This is a genomic window from Claveliimonas monacensis (assembly GCF_014982975.1).
In the GTDB taxonomy this organism is placed as follows: Bacteria; Bacillota; Clostridia; order Lachnospirales; family Lachnospiraceae; genus Claveliimonas; species Claveliimonas monacensis.
In genome coordinates this window covers 134,966-156,558 of the sequence record NZ_JADCKL010000001.1, presented here as the reverse complement: position 1 = coordinate 156,558, position 21,593 = coordinate 134,966, and the positions used below count along the sequence as shown (strand labels likewise).

Below are 21,593 nucleotides of genomic sequence, written 5' to 3'. Positions count from 1 at the left end.
TTTTACTTTGTAAAATGAGGTGCGTATTTTGCGGCCAGCCGGATGGCTTCGATCATGCTCACGGCACTCACTTTTCCGGTGCCCGCTATATCAAATGCAGTGCCGTGATCCACGGATGTCCGCAGGATCGGCATTCCATTTGTAATCGCGATGGTTTTTTCAAAATCCAGTGTCTTTGTGGCGATGTGTCCCTGGTCGTGATACAGGGAGAGAACGCTGTTGTATTTTCCGATAGCCGCCTGGTGGAAGACAGAGTCAGCGCCCACAGGTCCTGCCACGTCGTAGCCCATCTTTTTCAGCTCCTCAATGGCGGGGATGATCTCCTCCACCTCCTCCCAGCCGAAGAGTCCGTGCTCTCCGCTGTGGGGATTTAATCCTGCGATAGCCATAGTTCCTTCCTTCACACCCAGCCTTCTTAAGGCTTCTGTACACCTTACCACATAGTCCACGATGCGGTCCTTCTTGATCATGTCCAGCATCTGCCGCAGGGACACATGCCTTGTCAGGAAAAATACCCGCATGCCGTTTGTCTCAAACATGGTCAGCGGATCTTCCGTGCCGGTCAGGGCTCCGAAGATCTCTGTGTGTCCGATAAAGTGAACATCCCCTGCCTTAAGGGCCTCTTTGTTGATAGGTGTAGTGGACACTGCGTCCACCTCCCCGGCATTGGCAAGCTCGATGCTCCTGGCAATGTAGTCATAGGCCGCTTTTCCGCACATGCCGCTGACTTTTCCGAATGCAAAAGCATCCATGTCCACATTGTCCAGATCGATCAGGTTCAGGATCCCCTTCTCGTACTGCCCCTCGGCCGGCTTCTGGATCACGTTGATCTTCAGATCCGCGCCCACAATGCGGATCGCGTTCTCCATACATTTTCTGTCTCCCACGATGACGCAGTCCGCCACGTCTGTGACCTCCTCAGATGCCAGCGATTTTGCCACGATCTCCGGGCCTACGCCGGCGGGATCCCCCATGGTCACTGCAATAAGCGGTTTACTCATATTCTCGTCCTCCTTTTTTTGTCTGCATGGTTGCTGTCTATACTGTACATCTTAGATGTACAATTTCTCCTTCAGATAGGTGATACACCGGTTGATGGCATCATTCTGTCCCTGGCTGCCGCCCTTGGTGATAATGTGGACGCCCTCGAACTCTCCTTTCAGGAACTGCCCGTAGGCTGCCAGCGGGAGCACTTCGTCCATCAGGCTCAGGCCCGCCGTGTCAAACTTGGCGCACACAGCTACTGTAATGTCTCCGCCGCTTGTGTAGAGCCCCTTGAATTCAGGCTCCGCTTTGAAGATCCGGTAGGTGATCTCTGCAAATCCGGAATTGATGCGCCCTGTCACATCGTCCATGGAGCAGTTGTACTTCTCCATGTAGGGCTTAAAGTCAATGCGGTTCTCCGGGTAGATGCCGTCCCCTGTCACTGTGGAGACTACATTCAGCTTACATTTTTTCAGGATCTCCTCCGTTACCCGGCTGATCTCTTTTTCCCTTCTCTCCTCGTCCTCCAGAAGTTCTTTTGTGTTCACAAATACATTGTGCGTCCTCTGGGAGAGCCACAGCTCCTCCATCTGGTTCTTTGTATTTGGATGCACGCTCCCGACCACTGCCAGGATACGGCTCTTTTCCTGCTTCTGGGAAGGTGTGATCAGCTTTCTGGCCAGGGTAGCTGTAAAGACGCCCGGATCCACTGCCACTACTTTCAGCTTGCTTGTGATCACCGCGTCTGCGATAAGATCCAGGTCTTCCTGGGTCACACAGTCAATGGTGAGGATCCTGCATCCTTCCGCCACATGCTTTTTCATCAGGTCCGCAAGATAATGCTTCCCGTGCATCAGATCCTTCATCAGGATGGATGCCACTTTGTACTTGCTCTGCTGTTCAAAGAGCACCGCGTCTTCTGATATAGTGACCGGTGTCTTTGGGTCAATGGCAATGTCTGTCTTGTGCAGCGGCAACCCGTTTACGAGCATGTAGCCGCCGATGACAATGCGTCCCGATGACGGGAAACAGGGTGCCACAATGGCCACATAGTCCTCGCCCAGACAGTCCAGCATAGCATCTGTCTCGCTTCCTAAGTTTCCCCGAAGGGTGCTGTCGATCCTCTTGGAATAAACCTTTACATCATCGTTTTTGAGCAGGCTGCAGACATTGTGTACACGGTTGTAGGCTATCTCCGGATCTACACCTCTGCTGTCCGTGGGATACAGTACACAGTCGCAGTCCTTCAGAGTGCTCAGTTCGATCCTCTCCGCATTCATGACCGTGTAGGCTGTATAGTTCATCTTCTTCAGAAGTACACCAGTGGCATTTGCCCCTGTCAGATCATCTGCAATTACAACACACTGAGGCATGTCTTGTTCCTCCTTTGCGCTTTGTATGTTCATTTCTGTTTATATTGTACTTCTGTTGTTCGTTTTTGTCAATTTAATCTAATTTTTATCAATATAGTTATACAAAACTAACAAATAAAATGTTTGTTTTCGTTGTTTTTTACGTTTGTTTTCGTCTATTATGCCTTTAAAAAAGAAAGACCTGCCCAGAGCCAGGCCTTTCCCTTTCTTTTCCCGTTATATATTTGTCAATCCGCTTATTTCCCGATCAGAATCTCCACAGCCTCTCTGAGAGTCTCGTCATCTCCCACGTTGCCCGGGAAGATCACGTAAGGCGTCAGTGGAAATCTGCTCTCATCTCCCGTCTGCCACACCGGGATACCGGGACGGATCTGTCCCAGCACATTGGCGCGTTTTACAGCCAGCGCCTTTGTGCCCACATCGCTGGAGGTGATGCCTCCCTTAGCGATGACAAAGGCAGGTGTCACAGACAATCTTCCCACCAGGGACTGGACCGCGTCGGAGATCTTCACGGAGAGACGCAGCTCGTCCTCCTTGTCCCCTGTGTCCGCTGTGATGAGCGCTCTCGTGGTGTAGCAGCACACGGTCCTGCCGCTCTTTATGCAGGCCTCTTCCTTTTCAAGGCAGCGCTGCACTTCCGCTTCAAATGCCGCATCATCCTTTACCAGAGTGGCGTCAAGCTCGATGAACTCGATCTCTTTCAGCTCTTTTAAAGCCTCCACCTGGCGGGTGGTCTTCTCGGTGTGGGAGCCCACCACGATAATGCCGCCGTTCTCTGTCTCCTTCACCACCATCTGCTCTCTTGTAAGGAGGGGCTGGCTTGTAACGCCGCCCATGACCTTGACAATGGCAGCCGCTGTGCGCATCATGTAGACTTTTCCTTTTCTCATGGCGCGGTAGAGGGCCACGCAGAACACCTTCACGTCCACATAGTCCACTGCGTTGACAATGATCTTGTTGAAATCATGCACAGCCAGGAGCTGCTCCTCGATCTTGTCGATCTCCATGTTGTGGATATCTTCCAGGGAGATGCAGGTTACGTCCTCTTTCTTGTACGCTCCTTTTGTCTTTTCCTCCACATACTCCGGCATGGTGGCCGCCGTGTACCCGAAGGTCTTGTCTTTCGCGAACTCGGTCTCGTTGGCAGGAACCAGCTCATCGCCGTATTTGACATAGTGGACATTTTCTATGGTGAACCTTCCGCCCTCTTTGAAGAAGGGGCAGAGGATCTCCCCGTCTATCACCTTGCCGGTGTTCTTTTCATAGTCCGCTTTCAACAGCTCGGTCTCCAGCGGGTAGTGTCCCCGCAGGGTGCTGTCGCTGCGGCTGATAAAGATATACTCTTTTCCTGTCTCCTTTGCCACCTCGTCTACCACAGCCGCGATCTCATGGTGCGCCTTTGTGGTCTGCTCCGCCGTAAATCCTCTGGAGTTGGTGAGCACGTAGAACAGGCTGTTTTCCTCGTCAAAGCCTGCCCGGATGCTGTCCTTATCCCAGCTTGTGTAGACAGAGATATCGTGGACCGTCTGCACGCCGGTGGGGTCGTCGTCCAGGACTACGATCTTTTTGTTGCTGGCTTTGATCTCCGCCTCCAGAAGGCTGTCAATGTAAGCCTCGTCTATCTTTTTATAAGAAGTGATCACATCTGCACTGATGGACATATGTCTTTCCTCCTCTAATCCACTTTCTTTACTTCCACATCTGCCAGTTTCTCAAAGTACTGTACAATGCCGCCGTGATCGTCCTCCATATGCCCGTGGATCTTCAGTGTCTGCATGATCTCGTAGAGCTGCGCTGTGTAGGGAATGGGCACGTCAATGGCGTGAGCTGTATTGACAACATTCTTGATATCCTTGTGATTGATGCGGATCGGTCCGCCGGGTTTGAAGTTGCGCTCCACGATCATAGGGATCTTGGCATCCAGCACGGCGCTGCCTGCCAGTCCGCCGCGGATGGCCTCGTAGACTTTCACCGGATCTGCCCCTGCCTTCACAGCCAGGACAAAGGCCTCGGACACAACAGCGATGGTATTGTTTACAATGATCTGGTTGGCCAGCTTGGTGACGCTGCCGCTGCCTGCCTCGCCGATGAGAAGAGCAGAAGATCCAAGGATATCAAAGTAAGGCTTCAGGGCCTCGAAATCCTTCTCCTCGCCTCCGGCCATGATAGCCAGCGTGCCTGCCACAGCTCCCGGCTCTCCGCCCGACACGGGAGCATCCACAAAACCTACGCCCTGTTTTTTCAGTCTCTCATAGCACTCTTTTGACTCCACAGGTGTGACGGAGCTCATGTCGCACACGATACTGCCCTCTTTAATGGTGGATGCCACACCTCCCTCATCGAAGAGGATGGATTTTGTAATATCACCGTTGGGCACGATAATGAACACTGTACTGCACTCTTCTCCGATCTGTGCGTAGCTGGCTGCCTTTGCACCGGCTGCCACCACATCTGCCACAGCCTCTTTATTGAGGTCTGTCACCAGAAGCTCCACGCCTGCCTTCAGAAGGTTCTTTGCCATGGGACGTCCCATGATCCCAAGTCCGATAAATCCTGCTTTCATACTTCGTTCTCTCCTTTACATATGTTTTTGATTGTTTTGCACAAAAAGTCACACATTATCCGTACATATTTGTTACTTTTTGTTCCTTATGCTTACACTTTACTACATACCGGTATACCGGTCAATCCCCTAAATTTCTTTCTCTGTTTTTGCCAATTCAGGCCTTTCAAATTTGGGCAGAATCCCCATAAACACTGAATTTGTGCGTTATTTTATTAACACTCCATCCCACCTGTGGCGGATGGATAAAAAGTGGATTTTTCACAGGTTTCTATTGGATTTTATACAGGAAACAGTGTACAATAGAACTAGATTTTTTTAGAATTTGCATCTATCTTTGACAAAACATAAACGATTGCCAAAAAGGAGCCCTAAGACATGATGACATTGAACGAACAAGCCTATGAACATTTAAAAAAGATGATCACGGAAGATCAGCTCTCCTACCAGGAGATCTACTCGGAGACAAAACTTGCGAAAGAGCTGGGCATCTCCCGCACCCCATTCCGGGACGCCATCCACAGGCTGGTGCAGGAGGGTTACATCGACATCATCCCAAGCAAGGGATTCCGCCTTCACCAGCTCACAAAGCAGGATGTGACAGAGACCTTCCAGGTCCGCTCCGCTCTGGAGACCTACTGCACCATGGAGATCACCCGCACCCACACCTCCAGGAAAGCAAAGCGGCTGTTCAGGGAGCTTTGCTTCAATATGGAAGAAATGAAAGAAATCCTGGACACAACACAGTCTATCCAGGATTTCTGTACCTACGATTTTCAGTTTCATGTGGCGGTGGTCCGCTATCTGGAGAACCAGCAGTTCTCCGCTATATTTGACACCTTTATGTACCGGATGCAGCGGCTGGCCCAGATGTCCCTCTCCCACCCGGGACGTATGGAGGACACGTACAACGAGCACCTCGCCATCCTGGAAGCCATGGAGGCCGGGGACACAGCCCATATCTACGACATTACCCTGCGCCATATGGATGTGCCAAGGGGCATCAACCTGGAGGATCTCTAATCCTCCTTTTTTATTTTCTCCACCGAGTCCCGGTTCACCCTCTCCCGAAGCGCCGCCATCCAGGGGATATCCCTCGTCTCCTTCTCCCCGTAGGTGAGCTGCAGGTCGTACTCCAGGGGCAGCCAGGTGGAAAGGTCCGCCTCATTGTGCTGGATCAGCGCCTCCAGCTTGTCCATGGCGTTCACAAGCCGTGCCTCCGGCGTCTGCTTCTCCCGGACCTCCCGGAAAATTTCCCGCAGCTTTTCCCCGCGGGGGCCCGGCAGAAGGCCGGCAATCTCTTCCTGCGCCTCTCCTTCCGTCTTTTCATCCTCCCCGGTCTTTTCAAAGGCAGGGATGTCCCCTGTGACCGCCTCCCCCATATCGTGAAAGAGGGCCAGCTCCATGACCCGGTTCATATCCACATCCGGGAACTCATCCCTCACAAGCCAGGCAAAAACCATGAGGCGGTATACATGCTCCGCCACACTCTCATGGCGCCCGCTGCTTGTCCAGGAATGGCGGGTGCGGCATTTCAGCTTTTCCGCCAGTCCAAGGAACCCAAGCAATGTATCGTGATCCATCATGCTGTTTTATCCTTCCAGTATCTTAACGTAGTATGTCCGGTTTCTTGGGCCGTCAAAGTCGCAGAAATACAGGTCCTGCCAGATCCCCAGGATCAGCTCCCCGCCGCTTAAGATCATGGTCTGGGAGGGGCCGAACAGGGTGGTCTTCATGTGGGCGTGGGAATTGCCCTCCGCGTGTCTGTAATAGTCCGTCTTTGTGGGGAAGGCTTTCTCAAAGCCCTGGAGCATGTCCCGCACCACATCCGGATCCGCGTTCTCATTGATGGTAAATCCTGCTGTCGTGTGAGGGGAGAAAACTACCACGATGCCGTCTTTTACGCCGCTCTTCTCAATGTCCTCCCTCACCATGTCCGTCACCTTGGTCATCTGCTGTGATCCTCTCGTGGAAATGTGATGTTCAAACAAATGCATATCTTTGTCCTCCTTATTATTTCTCCAGAAATCTCATGAGCTCATCGTACTGTTTTCTCATCAGTCTGTAGCCGTGCTCATAGAAATGCATCAGGGCGTCGTAGTCCTTCTCCAGCCTGGACACCGTGGGGATCAGAGGCCTAAGGACAAAGATCTTCCCCTCCGCCTCCTGCTGCTCCAGAAGTTTCATGGTCCTGTTGTACACAATGCTCCTGTTCACGATGCTCCGGATCAGGTTTGGATATTTTTTGTAGGCTCTGCGGTAGAGCTGTACAGTGGCCCGGGAAGGCATCTTCTTGCGGTAGCCCGGGTTTCTCGTAAGGATCACAATACTCTTTCCGTTGCCGATCTCCATGGCCCTCTCTATGGGGATGGAGTCCGCAAGACCGCCGTCCAGGTAGGGGATACCGTCCACGTTGACCATAGGGCAAATGAGGGGCATGCTGCAGGAAGCCCGGCAGATCTTCATCAGCCTCTGTTTGTCTGAATCCTCAGTCATATACTCTGCACGCCCTGTCACGCAGTTGGTTGTCACGATCTCGCACTCTATGTCCGAGGCAAAGTATGTGTCATAGTCAAAAGGATAGATCTCGTTGGGATAACGGTCAAAGACCATGTCCATATCCATCAGGCTTTTTTCTTTGATAAATTTTCTGAATCCGTAGTAATAACTGTATTCCTTATCCTTCTGGATCATGCAGTCCCTTGTCCTGCCGGGCTGTTTTGACACGTAACCCACCGCATTGCAGCTTCCGGCCGAGACGCCGATAACGTAGGATGTATAGAAATCCTTTTCCATCAGATAGTCAAGAGCTCCCGAGGTAAATACTCCCCTGGTGGCTCCGCCTTCCAGTACCAGTGTTGCTTTTACCATATTGTCAGCCTCCTTTTCAACCTATATTATATACGGATTTTTTCCGGTTGGAAACCACTGTTTTTTGTTTTGTCAAAGCCGCTTTTCTCCTTGCTATTTCCGCCTTTTTTTGCTAATATAGGCTTTGTATGTAAAAAACCTTGTAAACAGATTGATAAGGAGCAGGATTTATGATCAGTACAAGTAATGTGACACTGCGTGTCGGTAAAAAAGCATTGTTTGAAGATGTAAATATTAAATTCACGGAAGGAAACTGCTACGGCCTGATCGGAGCCAACGGAGCCGGAAAATCCACCTTTCTCAAGATCCTTTCCGGACAGCTTGATCCAACAAGCGGCGAGGTCATCATCACACCCGGTGAGCGCCTTTCCTTCCTGCAGCAGGATCATTTTAAATATGACGAGTTCCCTGTGCTTGACACGGTCATCATGGGAAATGCAAGACTCTATGAGATCATGAAGGAAAAGGAAGTGCTCTACGCCAAAGAGGATTTCACAGACGAGGACGGCATCAAGGCCAGCGAGCTGGAAGCTGAGTTCGCCACCATGAACGGCTGGGAGGCCGAGTCCGACGCTGCCTCTCTCTTAAACGGTCTTGGCATTGACACAGATATGCACTACAAACTGATGAAGGACTTAAACGGTCCCGAGAAGGTGAAGGTCCTTCTGGCCCAGGCACTCTTTGGCAACCCGGACATCCTTCTTCTGGACGAGCCTACCAACCACCTGGATCTGGACGCCATCGCCTGGCTGGAGGAGTTCCTCATCGGTTTTGAGAACACGGTCATCGTGGTATCCCACGACCGTTATTTCCTGAATAAGGTCTGCACACAGATCGCGGATATCGACTACGGAAAGATCAAACTCTATGCCGGAAACTATGATTTCTGGTACGAGTCCAGCCAGCTTCTCATCCGCCAGATGAAAGAAGCCAACAAAAAGAAAGAGGAAAAGATCAAGGAGCTGCAGGAATTTATCTCCCGGTTCAGCGCCAACGCCTCAAAATCCAAGCAGGCTACATCCAGAAAGCGTGCTCTGGAAAAGATCCAGCTTGACGACATCCAGCCATCCAGCAGAAAATACCCCTACATCGACTTCCGCCCCAACAGGGAGATAGGAAACGAGGTGCTCACTGTGGACGGCCTCTCCAAGACCATCGATGGAGAGAAAGTGCTGGACAATATCTCCTTCACCCTGAACAGGGAGGACAAAGTAGCTTTTGTAGGCGGCAATGAGCTGGCAAAGACCACCCTCTTCCAGATCCTTATGGGAGAGATGGAGCCGGATGAGGGAACATACAAGTGGGGCGTGACCACCACCCAGGCTTACTTCCCTCTGGATCACGGCAATGAGTTTGACAACGACTACACTATCGTGGAGTGGCTGACCCAGTACTCCGAGGAGAAGGATGCCACCTATGTGCGCGGTTTCCTTGGACGTATGCTCTTCTCCGGCGACGACGGCGTGAAGCGTGTGAAGGTTCTCTCCGGAGGCGAGAAGGTGAGATGTCTTCTCTCCAAGATGATGATCTCCGGTGCAAACGTACTTCTTCTGAACGAGCCCACCAACCACCTGGATATGGAGTCCATCACCGCACTCAACAACGGAATGATCAAATTCCCGGGCGTCATCCTCTTCTCCTCCAGGGATCATCAGATCGTACAGACAACAGCAAACCGGATCATGGAGATCGTCCCCGGCGGAAAGCTCATCGACAAGATCACCACATACGACGAGTATCTTGAGAGCGACGAGATGGCCAGAAAACGCCAGACTTACACTGTCGTGGAAGGCGATGACAACTAAAGATCGTAGCAAAAAGAGAAGACTCACATCGGTCTTCTCTTTTTTGTCTGTCTTTTTATTTATTGAAGTCTGTGTACGTCTCTCCTGCCTTCATGTTGATGCCCCTTGCCTGAGCCATCTCGGACACAGTCACAAGCTGGTACCCCTGATCCACCAGCTTAGGGATCAGCTGCAGGGCCGCATCCACGGTGGTGCTGTGTATATCGTGCATGAGAACAATGTCTCCGTCATCAGCATTCTGGAGCACGGAATTGATCACAGACTGGGTGTCTCCCTTCCAGTCCAGTGTATCCACATTCCACAGGATCATGGGCATACCCACATTCTTTTTCACTGCATCGTTGATAGAACCGTAGGGCGGGCGCATGAGCGTAGCCCCCTCCCCGCAGGCATCTTTGATCAGATCATCAGTAGTACCGATCTGGGATCTGATATCCGCATCGCTGATCTTTGTCAGCTCCGGGTGGTTGTAAGAGTGATTGCCAAGCTCACAGTCCGCCTCCAACATCCGCGCAATAAGGCTCTCTCTTCCCGGAATGCTCACCCCCTGCATAAAGAAGGTAGCGTGGGCGTCATATTTCTCCAGCATATCCAGAAGCTCTCCGGTCCTGTCGCCCGGTCCGTCGTCAAAGGTCAGTGCCATCATGGGCTTGTCCGGATCAATGCTGCTTTTCTGGGATTCCAGCTTCCCATCTTCCGAGAAGACACAGTCCAGGGTACCGACCCGTTTTTTCCCGGTAACCATCTCCCCTTCCTGGGTAAAGTAGTAGGTGGCCCCATCCAGGTCAAACCACCCGGCCGCCGCCTTGCCATCCGACTGCAGATAGGCCTTGCTTTCTCCTTTGTCCAGCCACATATCGGTCTGCATGACCCCGTCCTTGTCAAAATGGTAGTATGTAACGCCTATCTCCTTCCAGCCCGTCACCTTAACGCCGTCTTCTCCAAAGTAGTAAGTCTTCCCCTTGGCATTTACAAAATCGTTCTGCACATAGGTTCCGTCCCACTTTTTGAATTTATCTCCATCCCATTTCCCCACCTGGTTGAGTACCTGGAAGGTTCCCTCCTCGATGTGAAGTGTCACTTTCTTTTTCCAGCTGCCTTTATCTTCCAGCTTTTTCTTCAGCTCCCCGTCCAGCTCGATGCGTATCGGGTACTTGCCCTCTGTCACGCCGTCACTGTCACAGAGCAGCTGATAAAGTTTTCCCGCTTTCAGATCTTCCACAAGATTCCATGCTGTATAGCCGGTCTTTTTATCCAGCACCTTCTTTTTCAGTTTTTTCTCTTTCTTATCACAGGACACCTCAGCCTGCAGAGCCGGCATCTGCTCCCCCTGCTTTATCGATACAGACTGTACCTTCAGCGTGATATCTGTCATGGCAGCCCTTGCTGCCGCTGTCACAGTCACTACCCCGGCCACTATGATGAGAAGCAAGATCAGTGCCCCGAGTATCCTCCTTCTTCTCAGCCTGTGGACGAGCCATCTCTTCCTGGCATTCATAGACCGGATATTTCTACTCCTCTTTGACATATGTACCCCTTCTGTCCGGCAATCTTTCTCTTTTGTCTCTATTTGCCGAAAAATACAAAGAATTGTTTTATATTGTAGAGAATAACACTATATACAGTATCCTGCAACAAAAGTGACGAAGATGTAATATTTATTATCTTTCATGTAACAGTTTGTTAATAAAAAAGGGTTCTGATCTAATTCAGAACCCTTACTTTTAAAACACCCTTAATATTTCTCAGATCCCGCTCCACGTTTGCAGGGATATCTGAGTCAATGTCGATCATCGTGTAGGCGTAGGCGCCTTTGCTCTTATTGGACAGATCCGCGATATTCATATTGTCGTCCGCCAGGATCTTGGTAAACTGTCCCAGCATGTTAGGCTTGTTGTAATGCAGGAGTACGATACGCTTGTTGTCCCCCGGCATTCCCATATCGCAGTCCGGATAGTTGACAGAGTTTTTGATATTGCCGTATTCCAGGTAATCCATCAGCTCACGCACTGCCATCCTGGCACAGTTGTCCTCCGACTCCGCCGTAGAAGCTCCCAGATGGGGGATTACGATGGCCCCCTTCACCCCGGCTATGACAGGGGTTGGAAAGTCGGACACATAATGCTTGACCTGGCCGCTCTCCAGCGCGTCGATCATGTCTTCCTCATTGACCAGGACATCCCTGGCAAAGTTCAGCACAACTACGCCTTTTTTCATAAGCCCCAGGGAATTTTTGTCGATCATCCCCCGGTTGCTCTCCGTAGCCGGCACATGGAGCGTGATGTAGTCGCAGTTCTTGTAGAGCTCATCCACGGTCTTGGCATGATGGATATTGCGTGACAGCCTCCAGGCCGCATCCACGGACACATAGGGATCGTATCCGAAGACTTCCATGCCCAGGTGGATGCCTGCGTTGGCCACCAGGCCGCCTATGGCCCCCAGGCCGATCACACCCAGCTTCTTGCCCTCCAGCTCACAGCCGGCAAAGGCCTTCTTGGCCTTCTCCGTATCCTTGGCAATGTTGCCGTCCTCCTCGTTCTCCTGAACCCAGTTGATACCCCCGATAATATCTCTGGAAGCCAGGAGCATGCCGGCAACCACCAGCTCTTTCACACCGTTGGCGTTGGCCCCCGGCGTGTTGAACACAACAATGCCTTCCTCTGCGCAGCGCTCAAGGGGGATATTGTTGACGCCGGCACCGGCCCGGGCAATGGCTTTCAGCTCCGGTGAAAATTCCATATCGTGCATGCCGGCGCTGCGGACAAGAAGTGCATCTGCCTTCTTAGGATCACTAACAGGTACATAATTTTCAGTCATAGCATCTATTCCCACTTCGGAAATAGGGTTGAGGCAGTAATAGTGATACATGATTATAAGTTCTCCTTTTCAAATTGTGCCATAAAGTCTACCAGTGCCTGCACGCCCTCGTAAGGCATTGCGTTGTAAATGCTGGCTCTCATGCCGCCAACTGTGCGGTGTCCTTTCAGGTTTTCAAGTCCCGCTTTCTTCGCTTCCTCCACAAATTTTGCGTCCAGCTTTTCATCTCCTGTCACAAAGGGCACATTCATAAGAGAGCGGTCTTCTTTGCGGACGGTGCCCTTGAACAGGCTGCTCTGGTCCAGGAAATCATAGAGAAGAGCCGCCTTTTTCTCATTTCTCTCCTTCATCGCCTCCAGGCCGCCCTGGACCTTCAGCCATTTGAACACCTTCCCGCAGATGTAGATGCCGTAGGCAGGCGGCGTATTGTAGAGGGACCCTGCGTCCGCATGGGTCTTGTACTTCAGCATCGTGGGTGTCCCCGGGAGCACGTCATCTGTGATCAGATCTTCCCGGATGATGGCAATAACGACGCCGGCGGGACCGATGTTTTTTTGCACGCCTCCGTAGATCAGGCCGTATTTTGTCACATCTACCGGCTCAGAGAGGAAGCAGGAGGACACATCTGCCACCAGTGTCTTTCCCTTTGTGTTGGGCAGGGTCTTGAATTTTGTACCGTAGATGGTGTTGTTCTCACATATGTACACATAGTCCGCATCCGGGGATACAGGCAGATCCGAGCAGTCCGGAATATAGGAAAATGTCTTGTCTTCCGATGAGGCGATCTTATTCACTTTCCCGTACTTCTGGGCCTCCTGGTACGCCTTTTTCGCCCACTGCCCGGTGACAATGTAATCCGCCACCCTGTTTTTCATCAAATTCATGGGGATCATGGCAAACTGCTGGGATGCCCCTCCCTGCAGGAAGAGGACCTTGTAATTGTCAGGAATATGCATCAGCTCCCGCAGGTCCGCCTCTGCCTCCTGGATGATCCCGGCAAAAGCCTTTGAGCGGTGACTCATTTCCATCACGGACATCCCCGTTCCCCTGTAATCTAACATCTCGTCTGCTGCTTCTTTGAGGACTTCTTCCGGCAGCACAGCCGGTCCTGCTGAAAAATTGTACACTCTGCTCATTGTTGATCCCTCCGATTTCTTTTTTGTTCTCTTGATTCTAGTCAGCTTTTTTCTTCATGTCAGCCTCGTCAAAGGCGTCCCGAATCGCCGCGCCGGGAGCCACCATGGGCCAGACTTTCTCATCTTTATCGATCTGGCAGTCAATAAGCACGGGCCTGCCAAGAGTGAGGGCTTCGGCGAATGCCTTCTGGAACTCCTCTCTTGTCTGGGCTCTGTATCCTACAGCCCCCATTGCCTCCGCCAGTTTGACAAAGTCCACCGCATCGTTCAGCACAGTCTGGGAATACCTCTGCTCATAGAACAGATCCTGCCACTGGCGCACCATGCCAAGCACATGGTTGTTGATGACCACCTCAATGATCGGTATATTGTTTCTGGCCGCTGTGGCGATCTCGTTCATGTTCATGCGAAGGCAGCCGTCCCCTGCAATATTGACTACTGTCTTATCCGGGCGTCCCATTTTGGCTCCGATGGAGGCTCCCAGGCCATATCCCATGGTTCCCAGTCCTCCAGATGTAAGGAACGTGCGGGGCTCTGTGAACTGGTAGAACTGGGCAGCCCACATCTGATGCTGTCCCACCTCTGTCACCACAATGGCGTCTCCCTCTGTCTGGCGATAGATCTCCTCCACCACCCAGGGGCCGGAAAGTCCTTCTGCCGGATAAACCAGCGGATATTTTTCTTTGTAGCTGTTGATCCTCTCTTTCCACTGCGTGTGATCCTGCTGTTCCAGCCTGCTGTTCAGCTTCTCCAGGATCACTTTCAGATCACCGATCACTCCTTCGGTGATCAGTACATTTTTATTCATTTCCGCCGCATCAATGTCAAACTGCAGGATCTCTGCATTTTTCGCAAATTCATTTACATTGCCGGTGACTCTGTCGCTGAAACGGGCGCCCGCCACGATCAGGAGATCGCACTCATCCACGCCGTAGTCTGACGCCTTGGTTCCGTGCATGCCCACCATGCCCGTGTAGAGTTCATCTGTCTCCGGGAAGGCGCCGTGTCCCATCAGCGTATCTGTCACAGGAGCGTCCACCTTCTTGGCAAATCTGTAAAATTCCTCTGCCGCATCGGACAGGATGGCACCGCCACCCACACAGATAAAAGGTCTTTCGGACCTGCGGATCATGGCAAGAGCCGTCTCCAGATCCCTCTCGTCTATATCGCTGGAGGGCATCACCTGAACAGCGGGCTGAGGCGTATACTCTGTCTTCGCTGCTGTCACATCCTTGGGAATATCGATCAGCACCGGGCCGGGACGTCCTTTCTTGGCAATAATAAAGGACTTGCGGATGGTGTCTGCCAGCTGATTTATATCCTTTACAATATAATTATGCTTTGTGATGGGCATGGTGATGCCCGCTATATCGATTTCCTGGAAACTGTCTTTTCCAAGGAGGGACACACCTACATTGCAGGTGATAGCCACAAGCGGGATGGAGTCCATGTAGGCAGTGGCTATCCCTGTCACCAGGTTAGTCGCACCCGGACCGCTTGTGGCAAAGCAGACGCCCACTTTGCCTGTAGCCCTGGCATATCCGTCCGCCGCATGGGACGCTCCCTGCTCGTGGGAGGTGAGAATATGCCTGATTTCATTACTATGCTTATACAGCTCATCATATACATTAAGGATGGCGCCGCCCGGGTATCCGAACACAGTGTCAACGCCCTGCTCCTTCAAACATTCAACTACAATTTCTGCACCTGTTAACTGCATAAATCTCTCTTCCTCTTTTCTATGATTATTCCATCCTTTTACAGCTCTTTACTGCTGGCTGCTCTTCGGAACCTCCAGGACAGCTCCTCTGTTGCCGGATGTGACCATAGCGGCATATCTTGCGAGATAGCCTGTGGTGATCCTGGGCTTGCGGGGCTGCCAGTTGGCCTTTCTCTTGGCCAGCACTTCGTCCGGAACATCCAGCTCGATCTTCAGTGACGGAATATCGATCTTAATGATATCCCCCTCTTCTACAAGAGCGATGGGGCCGCCCACTGCTGCTTCCGGCGATACGTGTCCAATGGAAGCGCCGCGGGATGCACCGCTGAAGCGCCCGTCTGTGATGAGGGCCACGCTGGAGCCAAGTCCCATGCCCGCAATGGCAGAGGTAGGATTGAGCATCTCCGGCATACCCGGACCGCCTTTGGGTCCCACATAGCGGATGACAACCACATCTCCCTCTTTGATCTGGCCTCCCTTGATGGCTGCAATAGCATCTTCCTCACAGTCAAACACTCTGGCAGGGCCTTCATGCACCAGCATCTCCTCCACCACGGCGGAGCGTTTTACCACGCTTCCGTCCGGTGCAAGGTTGCCTTTCAGAACAGCCAGGCCGCCTGTCTGGCTGTACGGATTGTCAATGGGCCGGATGACTTCGGGGTTTTTATTGACAACGCCTGCTATATTCTCTCCCACGGTCTTTCCTGTGACGGTCAGACAGTCTGTGTGGAGAAGATCCTTCTTGTTCAGCTCCGCCATGACAGCGTACACACCGCCCGCCTCGTTGAGGTCCTCTATGTAGGTGGGGCCAGCCGGCGCCAGGTGGCACAAGTTCGGTGTACGCTCACTGATGCCGTTTGCGAAATCGATCTCAAAGTCCATGCCGATCTCGTGGGCAATGGCCGGAAGGTGGAGCATGCTGTTTGTGGAGCATCCAAGAGCCATGTCAACTGTCAGGGCGTTTAAGATGGCATCCTTTGTCATGATATCTCTTGGGCGGATATCCTTGCGCACAAGCTCCATAACCTGCATACCGGCATGTTTTGCCAGACGGATGCGTTCAGAGTACACGGCCGGGATGGTGCCATTTCCCCGAAGTCCCATACCCAGCACCTCTGTCAGGCAGTTCATGCTGTTTGCTGTGTACATTCCGGAGCAGGAACCGCAGGTGGGGCAGGTCTTATTTTCATATTCCAGAAGCCCTTCGTCGTCCAGAAGGCCCGCCGCGTTGGCTCCTACAGCCTCAAACATGCTGGAGAGACTGGTCTTCTTTCCCTGTACCCGGCCAGCCATCATGGGGCCGCCGCTGACAAAGATCGTTGGAATGTTGATCCTTGCGGCTGCCATCAGAAGTCCCGGCACGTTCTTGTCACAATTGGGCACCATGACCAGTCCGTCGAACTGGTGGGCCATGGCCATGGCCTCTGTGGAGTCCGCGATCAGGTCTCTTGTCACCAGGGAGTACTTCATGCCGATATGTCCCATGGCAATGCCGTCACAGACTGCGATAGCCGGGAACACGATGGGCGTTCCGCCTGCCATGGCAACTCCCATTTTTACAGCCTCCACGACCTTGTCCAGGTTCATGTGACCCGGCACGATCTCATTGTGGGAGCTGACGATGCCGATCAGCGGTCGGTCCAGCTCCTCCTTCGTAAGTCCTAACGCGTTAAATAAGGAACGGTGGGGCGCCTGCTGGGCCCCTTTCTTCACATTGTCACTTCTCATATTGTTCTACCTCCATCTACAATTCACACAATTCCACAGGGATACATGTAAGTGGGGACGTAACCCTCTTTAAAAGTATTACGTCCGGAATAAAAATACTCCTGTCACATTGTGTGTGATCAAACAAACTATTCTGACTACATTACGCAATATGCGCAGCAATCAGGTCTCCCATCTTTTCTGTACCCACCTGGCTCTTGCCGTCGGACATGATATCGATGGTCCTCCATCCTTCTCTCAGGACGTCTGCCACTGCTTTTTCTATGGCATCTGCCTCTGCGTCCAGGTCAAAGCTGAACCGGAGCATCATGGCTGCGGAGAGGATCGTGGCGATGGGATTTGCAATGCCCTTTCCGGCAATGTCCGGCGCTGACCCGCCGCTTGGCTCATACAGTCCAAACTTTGTCTCGTTGAGGCTGGCGCTGGCCAGCATTCCGATAGAACCGGTGACCATGCTCGCCTCGTCGGAGAGGATGTCTCCGAACATGTTCTCTGTCAGGATGACATCAAACTGCTTTGGATCCTTCACAAGCTGCATAGCACAGTTGTCAACCAGCATATGTTCCAAAGTCACTTCCGGATACTCCCCGGCGACCTCCTCTACGACTTTTCTCCACAGTCTGGAAGAGTCCAGTACATTTGCTTTGTCCACACTTGTCACTTTTCTGCGGCGCTTCATAGCTATGTCAAATGCCCGCTTCGCGATCCGCCGGATCTCGTTCTCATTGTACGTGAGAGAATCATAGGCTGTCATCACCCCGTTTTCCTCCACGGTCCTGCGCTCTCCGAAGTAGAGACCTCCTGTCAGCTCACGCATGATCATCATATCAAACCCGCCTTCTGTGATCTCTTCTTTCAACGGACAGGCGCCTTTCAATTCTTCATAGAGAACAGCGGGCCGCAAATTGGCAAAAAGATTCAGCGCTTTGCGGATCTTCAAAAGTCCTGCCTCTGGCCTCTTGTCCGGCTCCAGCTGATACCAGGGAGAGGTCTTTGCATCTCCTCCTATCGATCCCATAAGCACTGCGTCACACTCCTTTGCTCTGCGAATCGTGTCATCTGTGAGCGGCACGCCGTGCACATCGATGGATGCTCCGCCCATAAGCAGCTGATCGTAATCCAGTGTATGTCCGTATACTTCTCCCACTTTATCTAACACTTTCATGGCCTCTGTGACAATCTCCGGTCCAATGCCATCCCCTTTGATAACTCCGATCTTGAGGTTCATATGCTTCTTCCTTTCTATGTACAACAAATTTAACTATTTCATAATCATATCGCATTTTTATCAGTGTTTCAACCCTTTACTCTGTAAAAGCGCAAAAAAATAGAGCGTCCTCTGTTTTGCGCAGGTACAAATGGCAAAAAAGGATACCACCGCCTAAACGGTGATATCCTTTATCCTAAAAATCTATTTTCTGATTTTTTTGATGACAACAGCTGCAATGATCACCGCTACTGCGGCAATGACAAGCACGATCCAAAGTACCGGAGAAGCTGTATCTCCCGTTCTCGGCGCTGCTGTCACCTGACTGTTGTCTGCGTTCTTTGTATCAGTCTTATTTTGGCCAACCACATTTGTTGAAGCTGCTGCTCCTGTGGTCTTTCCTGATGTGCCGGATGACTGGCCTGTGCCTGTTCCTCCTGACACATCTGCGGGATCCGTTGTTTCAGATCCGCCTGTAGCTGCCGGATCCTGCACAACCGGATCTTCTGCGGTTCCCGGATCTTCTGTTGTCCCTGGAGTTTCTGTAGTTCCCGGATCTTCTGTTGTCCCTGGTTCTTCGGATGTTCCCGGATCCTCCGGCACGGCGGGTTCACCTGTATCTCCAGTCTCCCCGTTGTCCGGTGTCTGTCCGTCGCCAGCTTCGTCCCCGGTGCTCTCCTCATTCAGTGCAAGAACAAAAGGTGAGAAGCTGTCCACTTCCACTGTGATACTGCCATCCTGGGCGGTCATCTCATATCTCTCAATGTAAGAGACACCATCCTTTTCAGGGAAATGAAGGATCAGAATACTTTTTCCATTGTACTGCTCATCCAGGCTGAATGTAACCTGTATAGCGCTTCCCTCTTTTGCGGATCCGTTCAAGGACAGGTCAAACACTCCAAGAACAGGCTTTCCGCCCACTTCTTTCACAAGGGTCTGGTACACTTCTGTCTCTTCCCCTACAGGCGTAACTACAAGCTCCGTGCCCGCAGCAAATTCGCCGCTTGCACTGACGCCCTCTGTCTCTGCCTTCAGCTCCATAGACTGGTACGCTTCATCGGAGCCGTCCGGTTCTGTCTGTCCGTCATCCTCTCCCGGCTCCTCTGTATCCGCGTCAGATCCTTCCTGGCCTGTGCCAGGCTCCTCGGCATCAGGCTGTGAAGGCTGCTCTTCGTCCGGTTCCTCACTGGCTTTCTGCAGAACCGTCACCACCGCCTGCGCATACTGGGATGGGTCCACGGCCGACTGGGCTTTTACCGCAAGCTGCTGGGTCGACTCGTCTGCCCCCACAGTCAGTTTTCCATTTCCATCGATCACTGTCTGGCTGCTGAAAGCGCCCTCCACTGACCACGTTACATCCTGAGACGGATCCCCTGTACCCTGAACAGATACGCCAAAGGTCTTTACATCGCCAGGATAAAGATCAATTTCAGAGGGGTTGATCATAACTCCTGTAACGACTGCCTTTGCTTTTACCTGTACATGCTGGGACGCTGTCTTTGTCACGTCTCCGCTTGTGTAGGAGATTTCCACAGCTGTCACATCTGCTGTGAGCGGATCCGTTGTATAGCTGATTTCTCCAGTCACATCGCTGGCTGAGCCGTCACTCCAGTTTGCCTGCACCGACATACCCGTGGGATCGAAGCTCTCTCCCTCCGTATAAACGGTCTTGGACGGCGCTGCTGCAATGGTTATGGAGTCCAGCGTCACTGGTACCGGCTCTGGCTCCGGTTCTGGCTCCGGCTGCGACACAGTTCCCTGGTTTACGATCTGCACATAGTCCGCCGAAATGTAGGCATACATATTATCAAAACTGTAAGACCCACTGCCCTTGACCATGGAGGTCCTTCCACTGTCCAGCACCGCGTCACTTTGGATTCTGTAAAATCCATTTTCCGAAGTGCTGTTTTTGATCAGGACAGAGTAATTGGATGCCCGCCCTGTAGTGTAGAGCACTGTGGACGATGTGTTGCTTTCATTTCTCACGTTCACGGTCTGATGGCTGGAGGCCAGGGTGTCTTTCACACCGATAGTATACAGACCGTAATCCGCGCCGCCCTGGGCCGCGTCAAGAGCGTAGGCGACATTGGCCGCCTTCTCGCCCCAGTACGGGTCCGAAGCATATTTTACGTTGATACCGCTTGCCTTATTTCCAAGGAATCCGCCGTTATATCTGCTGTCCGCGGGATAGAGATATCCTCTGGACATCCAGCCATTTGCAAAATCATTGATACATGCCTCCACGCTGGCAAACGTGCTGGCGCTTGTTCCCGGAGAAGAGTCCACCGCATTCAGCCCGAAAAGATTGTTCTTGTTCCGGGCAATGCTGCTTGTCCCCCAGGCGCTCTCGTTTGCTGCTACACCGGTCATGAGAAGCGCATTGACGCCATATGTATTCTGACTGTCTATAAAAGCGCTTCCTTTGTTCGCCATCAGAGATCCTGCCGACGCTTTGCTGCCGATCATAGCGTTCAGCGCGTCCGCACTGTAGGATGTACTGCTCCTGAGCGGAAGATACTGGTAATAGTTATAGTACGGATTGTCCGGATTGACAGAATTTGCACGGGTATTGTTCTGATAGTCAGAGATCATCACCCCGTAATCTGTGTAAAAATAGTGGCCGTCATAGCTGTAGTATTTGACTCCTGCGCTCAGATAAGAGGGCGCCGGGCCGTTATCCAGCCTTGTCCTGTAGCCGGGTGTGGCCATCGTGTACACGATACCGTGGAGAAGTCTCCCATTCTCTACCTCATAACCGCTCACTACAGCGGCCTGCGACAGGTCAATGACCTCCACCTCCGATGCGTTGACCCAGCCGATCACGCCGGACATCATAAATTTTACTTTTCCACCGCTGGTCCCAAGGTAGGCGGCATCAGCGCCGTAGTCACCGTTTGTGTAACCGGCGGCTCCTGTGCCGTCCTCTGTGTACTCTGTGACCGCGTTGTTCTTCGTGTTGAAGTTCACCACCTTGACAGATGAAACTGCCGCACGGGATGACCTTGCATATGTAGAAATGCTGCCGGAAGACACCTCGTCTCCGTCTGTCATACTTCCGTCGGAATCACCCACCTCAGTGATATTTCCATTTTCATCCATAGCCGTGACATTCTCTGTCCGGTATGGATTTTCATCCTGCAGTTCCGAATACGCGTCCCCTCCCTGCGCACTCTCTTCTGCTTTGCTTTCCATGGCCGGCAGTCCTGTGAGCACCATGCACATGAAAAGCAGGAGTATCAGCAACTTGCTTTTTCTCATTGGTTTGATTTCCTCCTTCCCCTTATTCAATTATTTATATAAACTGATACAGAATAACCGTAACATACTTTTCCCTTTTCTGCAAGGAATAACCTCTTTTTACTTATTTTGCCAGTTTGAGACAAAAAAAG

The 21,593-nt window shown here is 52.0% G+C and carries 16 protein-coding genes; 2 read left to right on the top strand and 14 right to left on the bottom strand.

The annotated features are described in order from the left end of the window. Positions 1-2: 2 nt before the first annotated feature. The 4 genes from pdxA to garR all read right to left on the bottom strand — a co-directional run bounded on the left by pdxA (position 3) and on the right by garR (position 4,920). The gene (gene pdxA, locus INF30_RS00685; RefSeq protein ID WP_076777625.1) at positions 3-1,001 is read right to left on the bottom strand and encodes a 4-hydroxythreonine-4-phosphate dehydrogenase PdxA; all 999 of its coding nucleotides are present in this window, start codon (positions 999-1,001) and stop codon (positions 3-5) included. Positions 1,002-1,052: 51 nt separating this feature from the next. Beyond that, positions 1,053-2,357, bottom strand: coding sequence for a four-carbon acid sugar kinase family protein (locus INF30_RS00680; RefSeq protein WP_076777626.1), 1,305 nt, complete (start codon positions 2,355-2,357; stop codon positions 1,053-1,055). 236 nt (positions 2,358-2,593) lie between these two features. Further along, a complete protein-coding gene (locus tag INF30_RS00675) occupies positions 2,594-4,018 on the bottom strand; it encodes a four-carbon acid sugar kinase family protein (RefSeq protein ID WP_226393915.1) in 1,425 nt (474 codons plus the stop codon). Between the two features lie 14 nt (positions 4,019-4,032). Beyond that, positions 4,033-4,920, bottom strand: coding sequence for a 2-hydroxy-3-oxopropionate reductase (gene garR, locus INF30_RS00670; protein ID WP_076777628.1), 888 nt, complete (start codon positions 4,918-4,920; stop codon positions 4,033-4,035). Positions 4,921-5,298: 378 nt separating this feature from the next. On the opposite strand from garR, the gene INF30_RS00665 reads away from it, so the two are divergent. Beyond that, the gene (locus INF30_RS00665; RefSeq protein WP_226393914.1) at positions 5,299-5,943 is read left to right on the top strand and encodes a GntR family transcriptional regulator; all 645 of its coding nucleotides are present in this window, start codon (positions 5,299-5,301) and stop codon (positions 5,941-5,943) included. Here the strand turns inward: INF30_RS00665 and INF30_RS00660 are convergent. Genes INF30_RS00660 through INF30_RS00650 form a run of 3 tightly spaced genes read right to left on the bottom strand, consistent with a single transcriptional unit; the run spans position 5,940 to position 7,791 of the window. Beyond that, positions 5,940-6,506, bottom strand: a complete 567-nt coding sequence (locus INF30_RS00660) for an HD domain-containing protein (protein ID WP_311135984.1) — start codon at positions 6,504-6,506, stop codon at positions 5,940-5,942. The genes INF30_RS00665 and INF30_RS00660 overlap by 4 nt on opposite strands. A gap of 6 nt (positions 6,507-6,512) precedes the next feature. Then, a complete protein-coding gene (locus tag INF30_RS00655; RefSeq protein ID WP_076777631.1) occupies positions 6,513-6,917 on the bottom strand; it encodes a secondary thiamine-phosphate synthase enzyme YjbQ in 405 nt (134 codons plus the stop codon). A gap of 16 nt (positions 6,918-6,933) precedes the next feature. Then, complete coding sequence (locus INF30_RS00650; protein WP_226393913.1) at positions 6,934-7,791, bottom strand: patatin-like phospholipase family protein; 858 nt, start codon at positions 7,789-7,791, stop codon at positions 6,934-6,936. A 170-nt stretch (positions 7,792-7,961) separates the two neighbouring features. Between INF30_RS00650 and INF30_RS00645 the strand changes: the two genes are divergently transcribed. Continuing rightward, positions 7,962-9,596, top strand: a complete 1,635-nt coding sequence (locus INF30_RS00645; protein ID WP_226393912.1) for an ABC-F family ATP-binding cassette domain-containing protein — start codon at positions 7,962-7,964, stop codon at positions 9,594-9,596. Positions 9,597-9,651: 55 nt separating this feature from the next. Here the strand turns inward: INF30_RS00645 and INF30_RS00640 are convergent, their stop codons facing one another. The 7 genes from INF30_RS00640 to INF30_RS00610 form a co-directional block, all read right to left on the bottom strand. Further along, positions 9,652-11,124: a polysaccharide deacetylase family protein gene (locus INF30_RS00640; RefSeq protein WP_226393911.1), complete on the bottom strand. Its 1,473-nt coding sequence runs from the start codon at positions 11,122-11,124 to the stop codon at positions 9,652-9,654. Between the two features lie 176 nt (positions 11,125-11,300). Continuing rightward, a complete protein-coding gene (locus INF30_RS00635) occupies positions 11,301-12,464 on the bottom strand; it encodes a phosphoglycerate dehydrogenase (protein ID WP_226393910.1) in 1,164 nt (387 codons plus the stop codon). A gap of 2 nt (positions 12,465-12,466) precedes the next feature. Next, positions 12,467-13,549, bottom strand: coding sequence for a 3-phosphoserine/phosphohydroxythreonine transaminase (gene serC, locus INF30_RS00630; RefSeq protein WP_076777637.1), 1,083 nt, complete (start codon positions 13,547-13,549; stop codon positions 12,467-12,469). 37 nt (positions 13,550-13,586) lie between these two features. Further along, positions 13,587-15,269 (bottom strand): biosynthetic-type acetolactate synthase large subunit, encoded by a 1,683-nt coding sequence (gene ilvB, locus INF30_RS00625; protein ID WP_226393909.1) that lies wholly within the window; start codon positions 15,267-15,269, stop codon positions 13,587-13,589. 48 nt (positions 15,270-15,317) lie between these two features. Then, positions 15,318-16,997, bottom strand: coding sequence for a dihydroxy-acid dehydratase (ilvD, locus tag INF30_RS00620; protein ID WP_076777639.1), 1,680 nt, complete (start codon positions 16,995-16,997; stop codon positions 15,318-15,320). A gap of 142 nt (positions 16,998-17,139) precedes the next feature. Next, on the bottom strand, positions 17,140-18,225 hold the full coding sequence (gene leuB / locus INF30_RS00615) for a 3-isopropylmalate dehydrogenase (RefSeq protein ID WP_076777640.1): 1,086 nt from the start codon (positions 18,223-18,225) through the stop codon (positions 17,140-17,142). 183 nt (positions 18,226-18,408) lie between these two features. After that, positions 18,409-21,462 (bottom strand): glucosaminidase domain-containing protein, encoded by a 3,054-nt coding sequence (locus INF30_RS00610; protein ID WP_226393908.1) that lies wholly within the window; start codon positions 21,460-21,462, stop codon positions 18,409-18,411. Positions 21,463-21,593 lie beyond the last annotated feature (131 nt).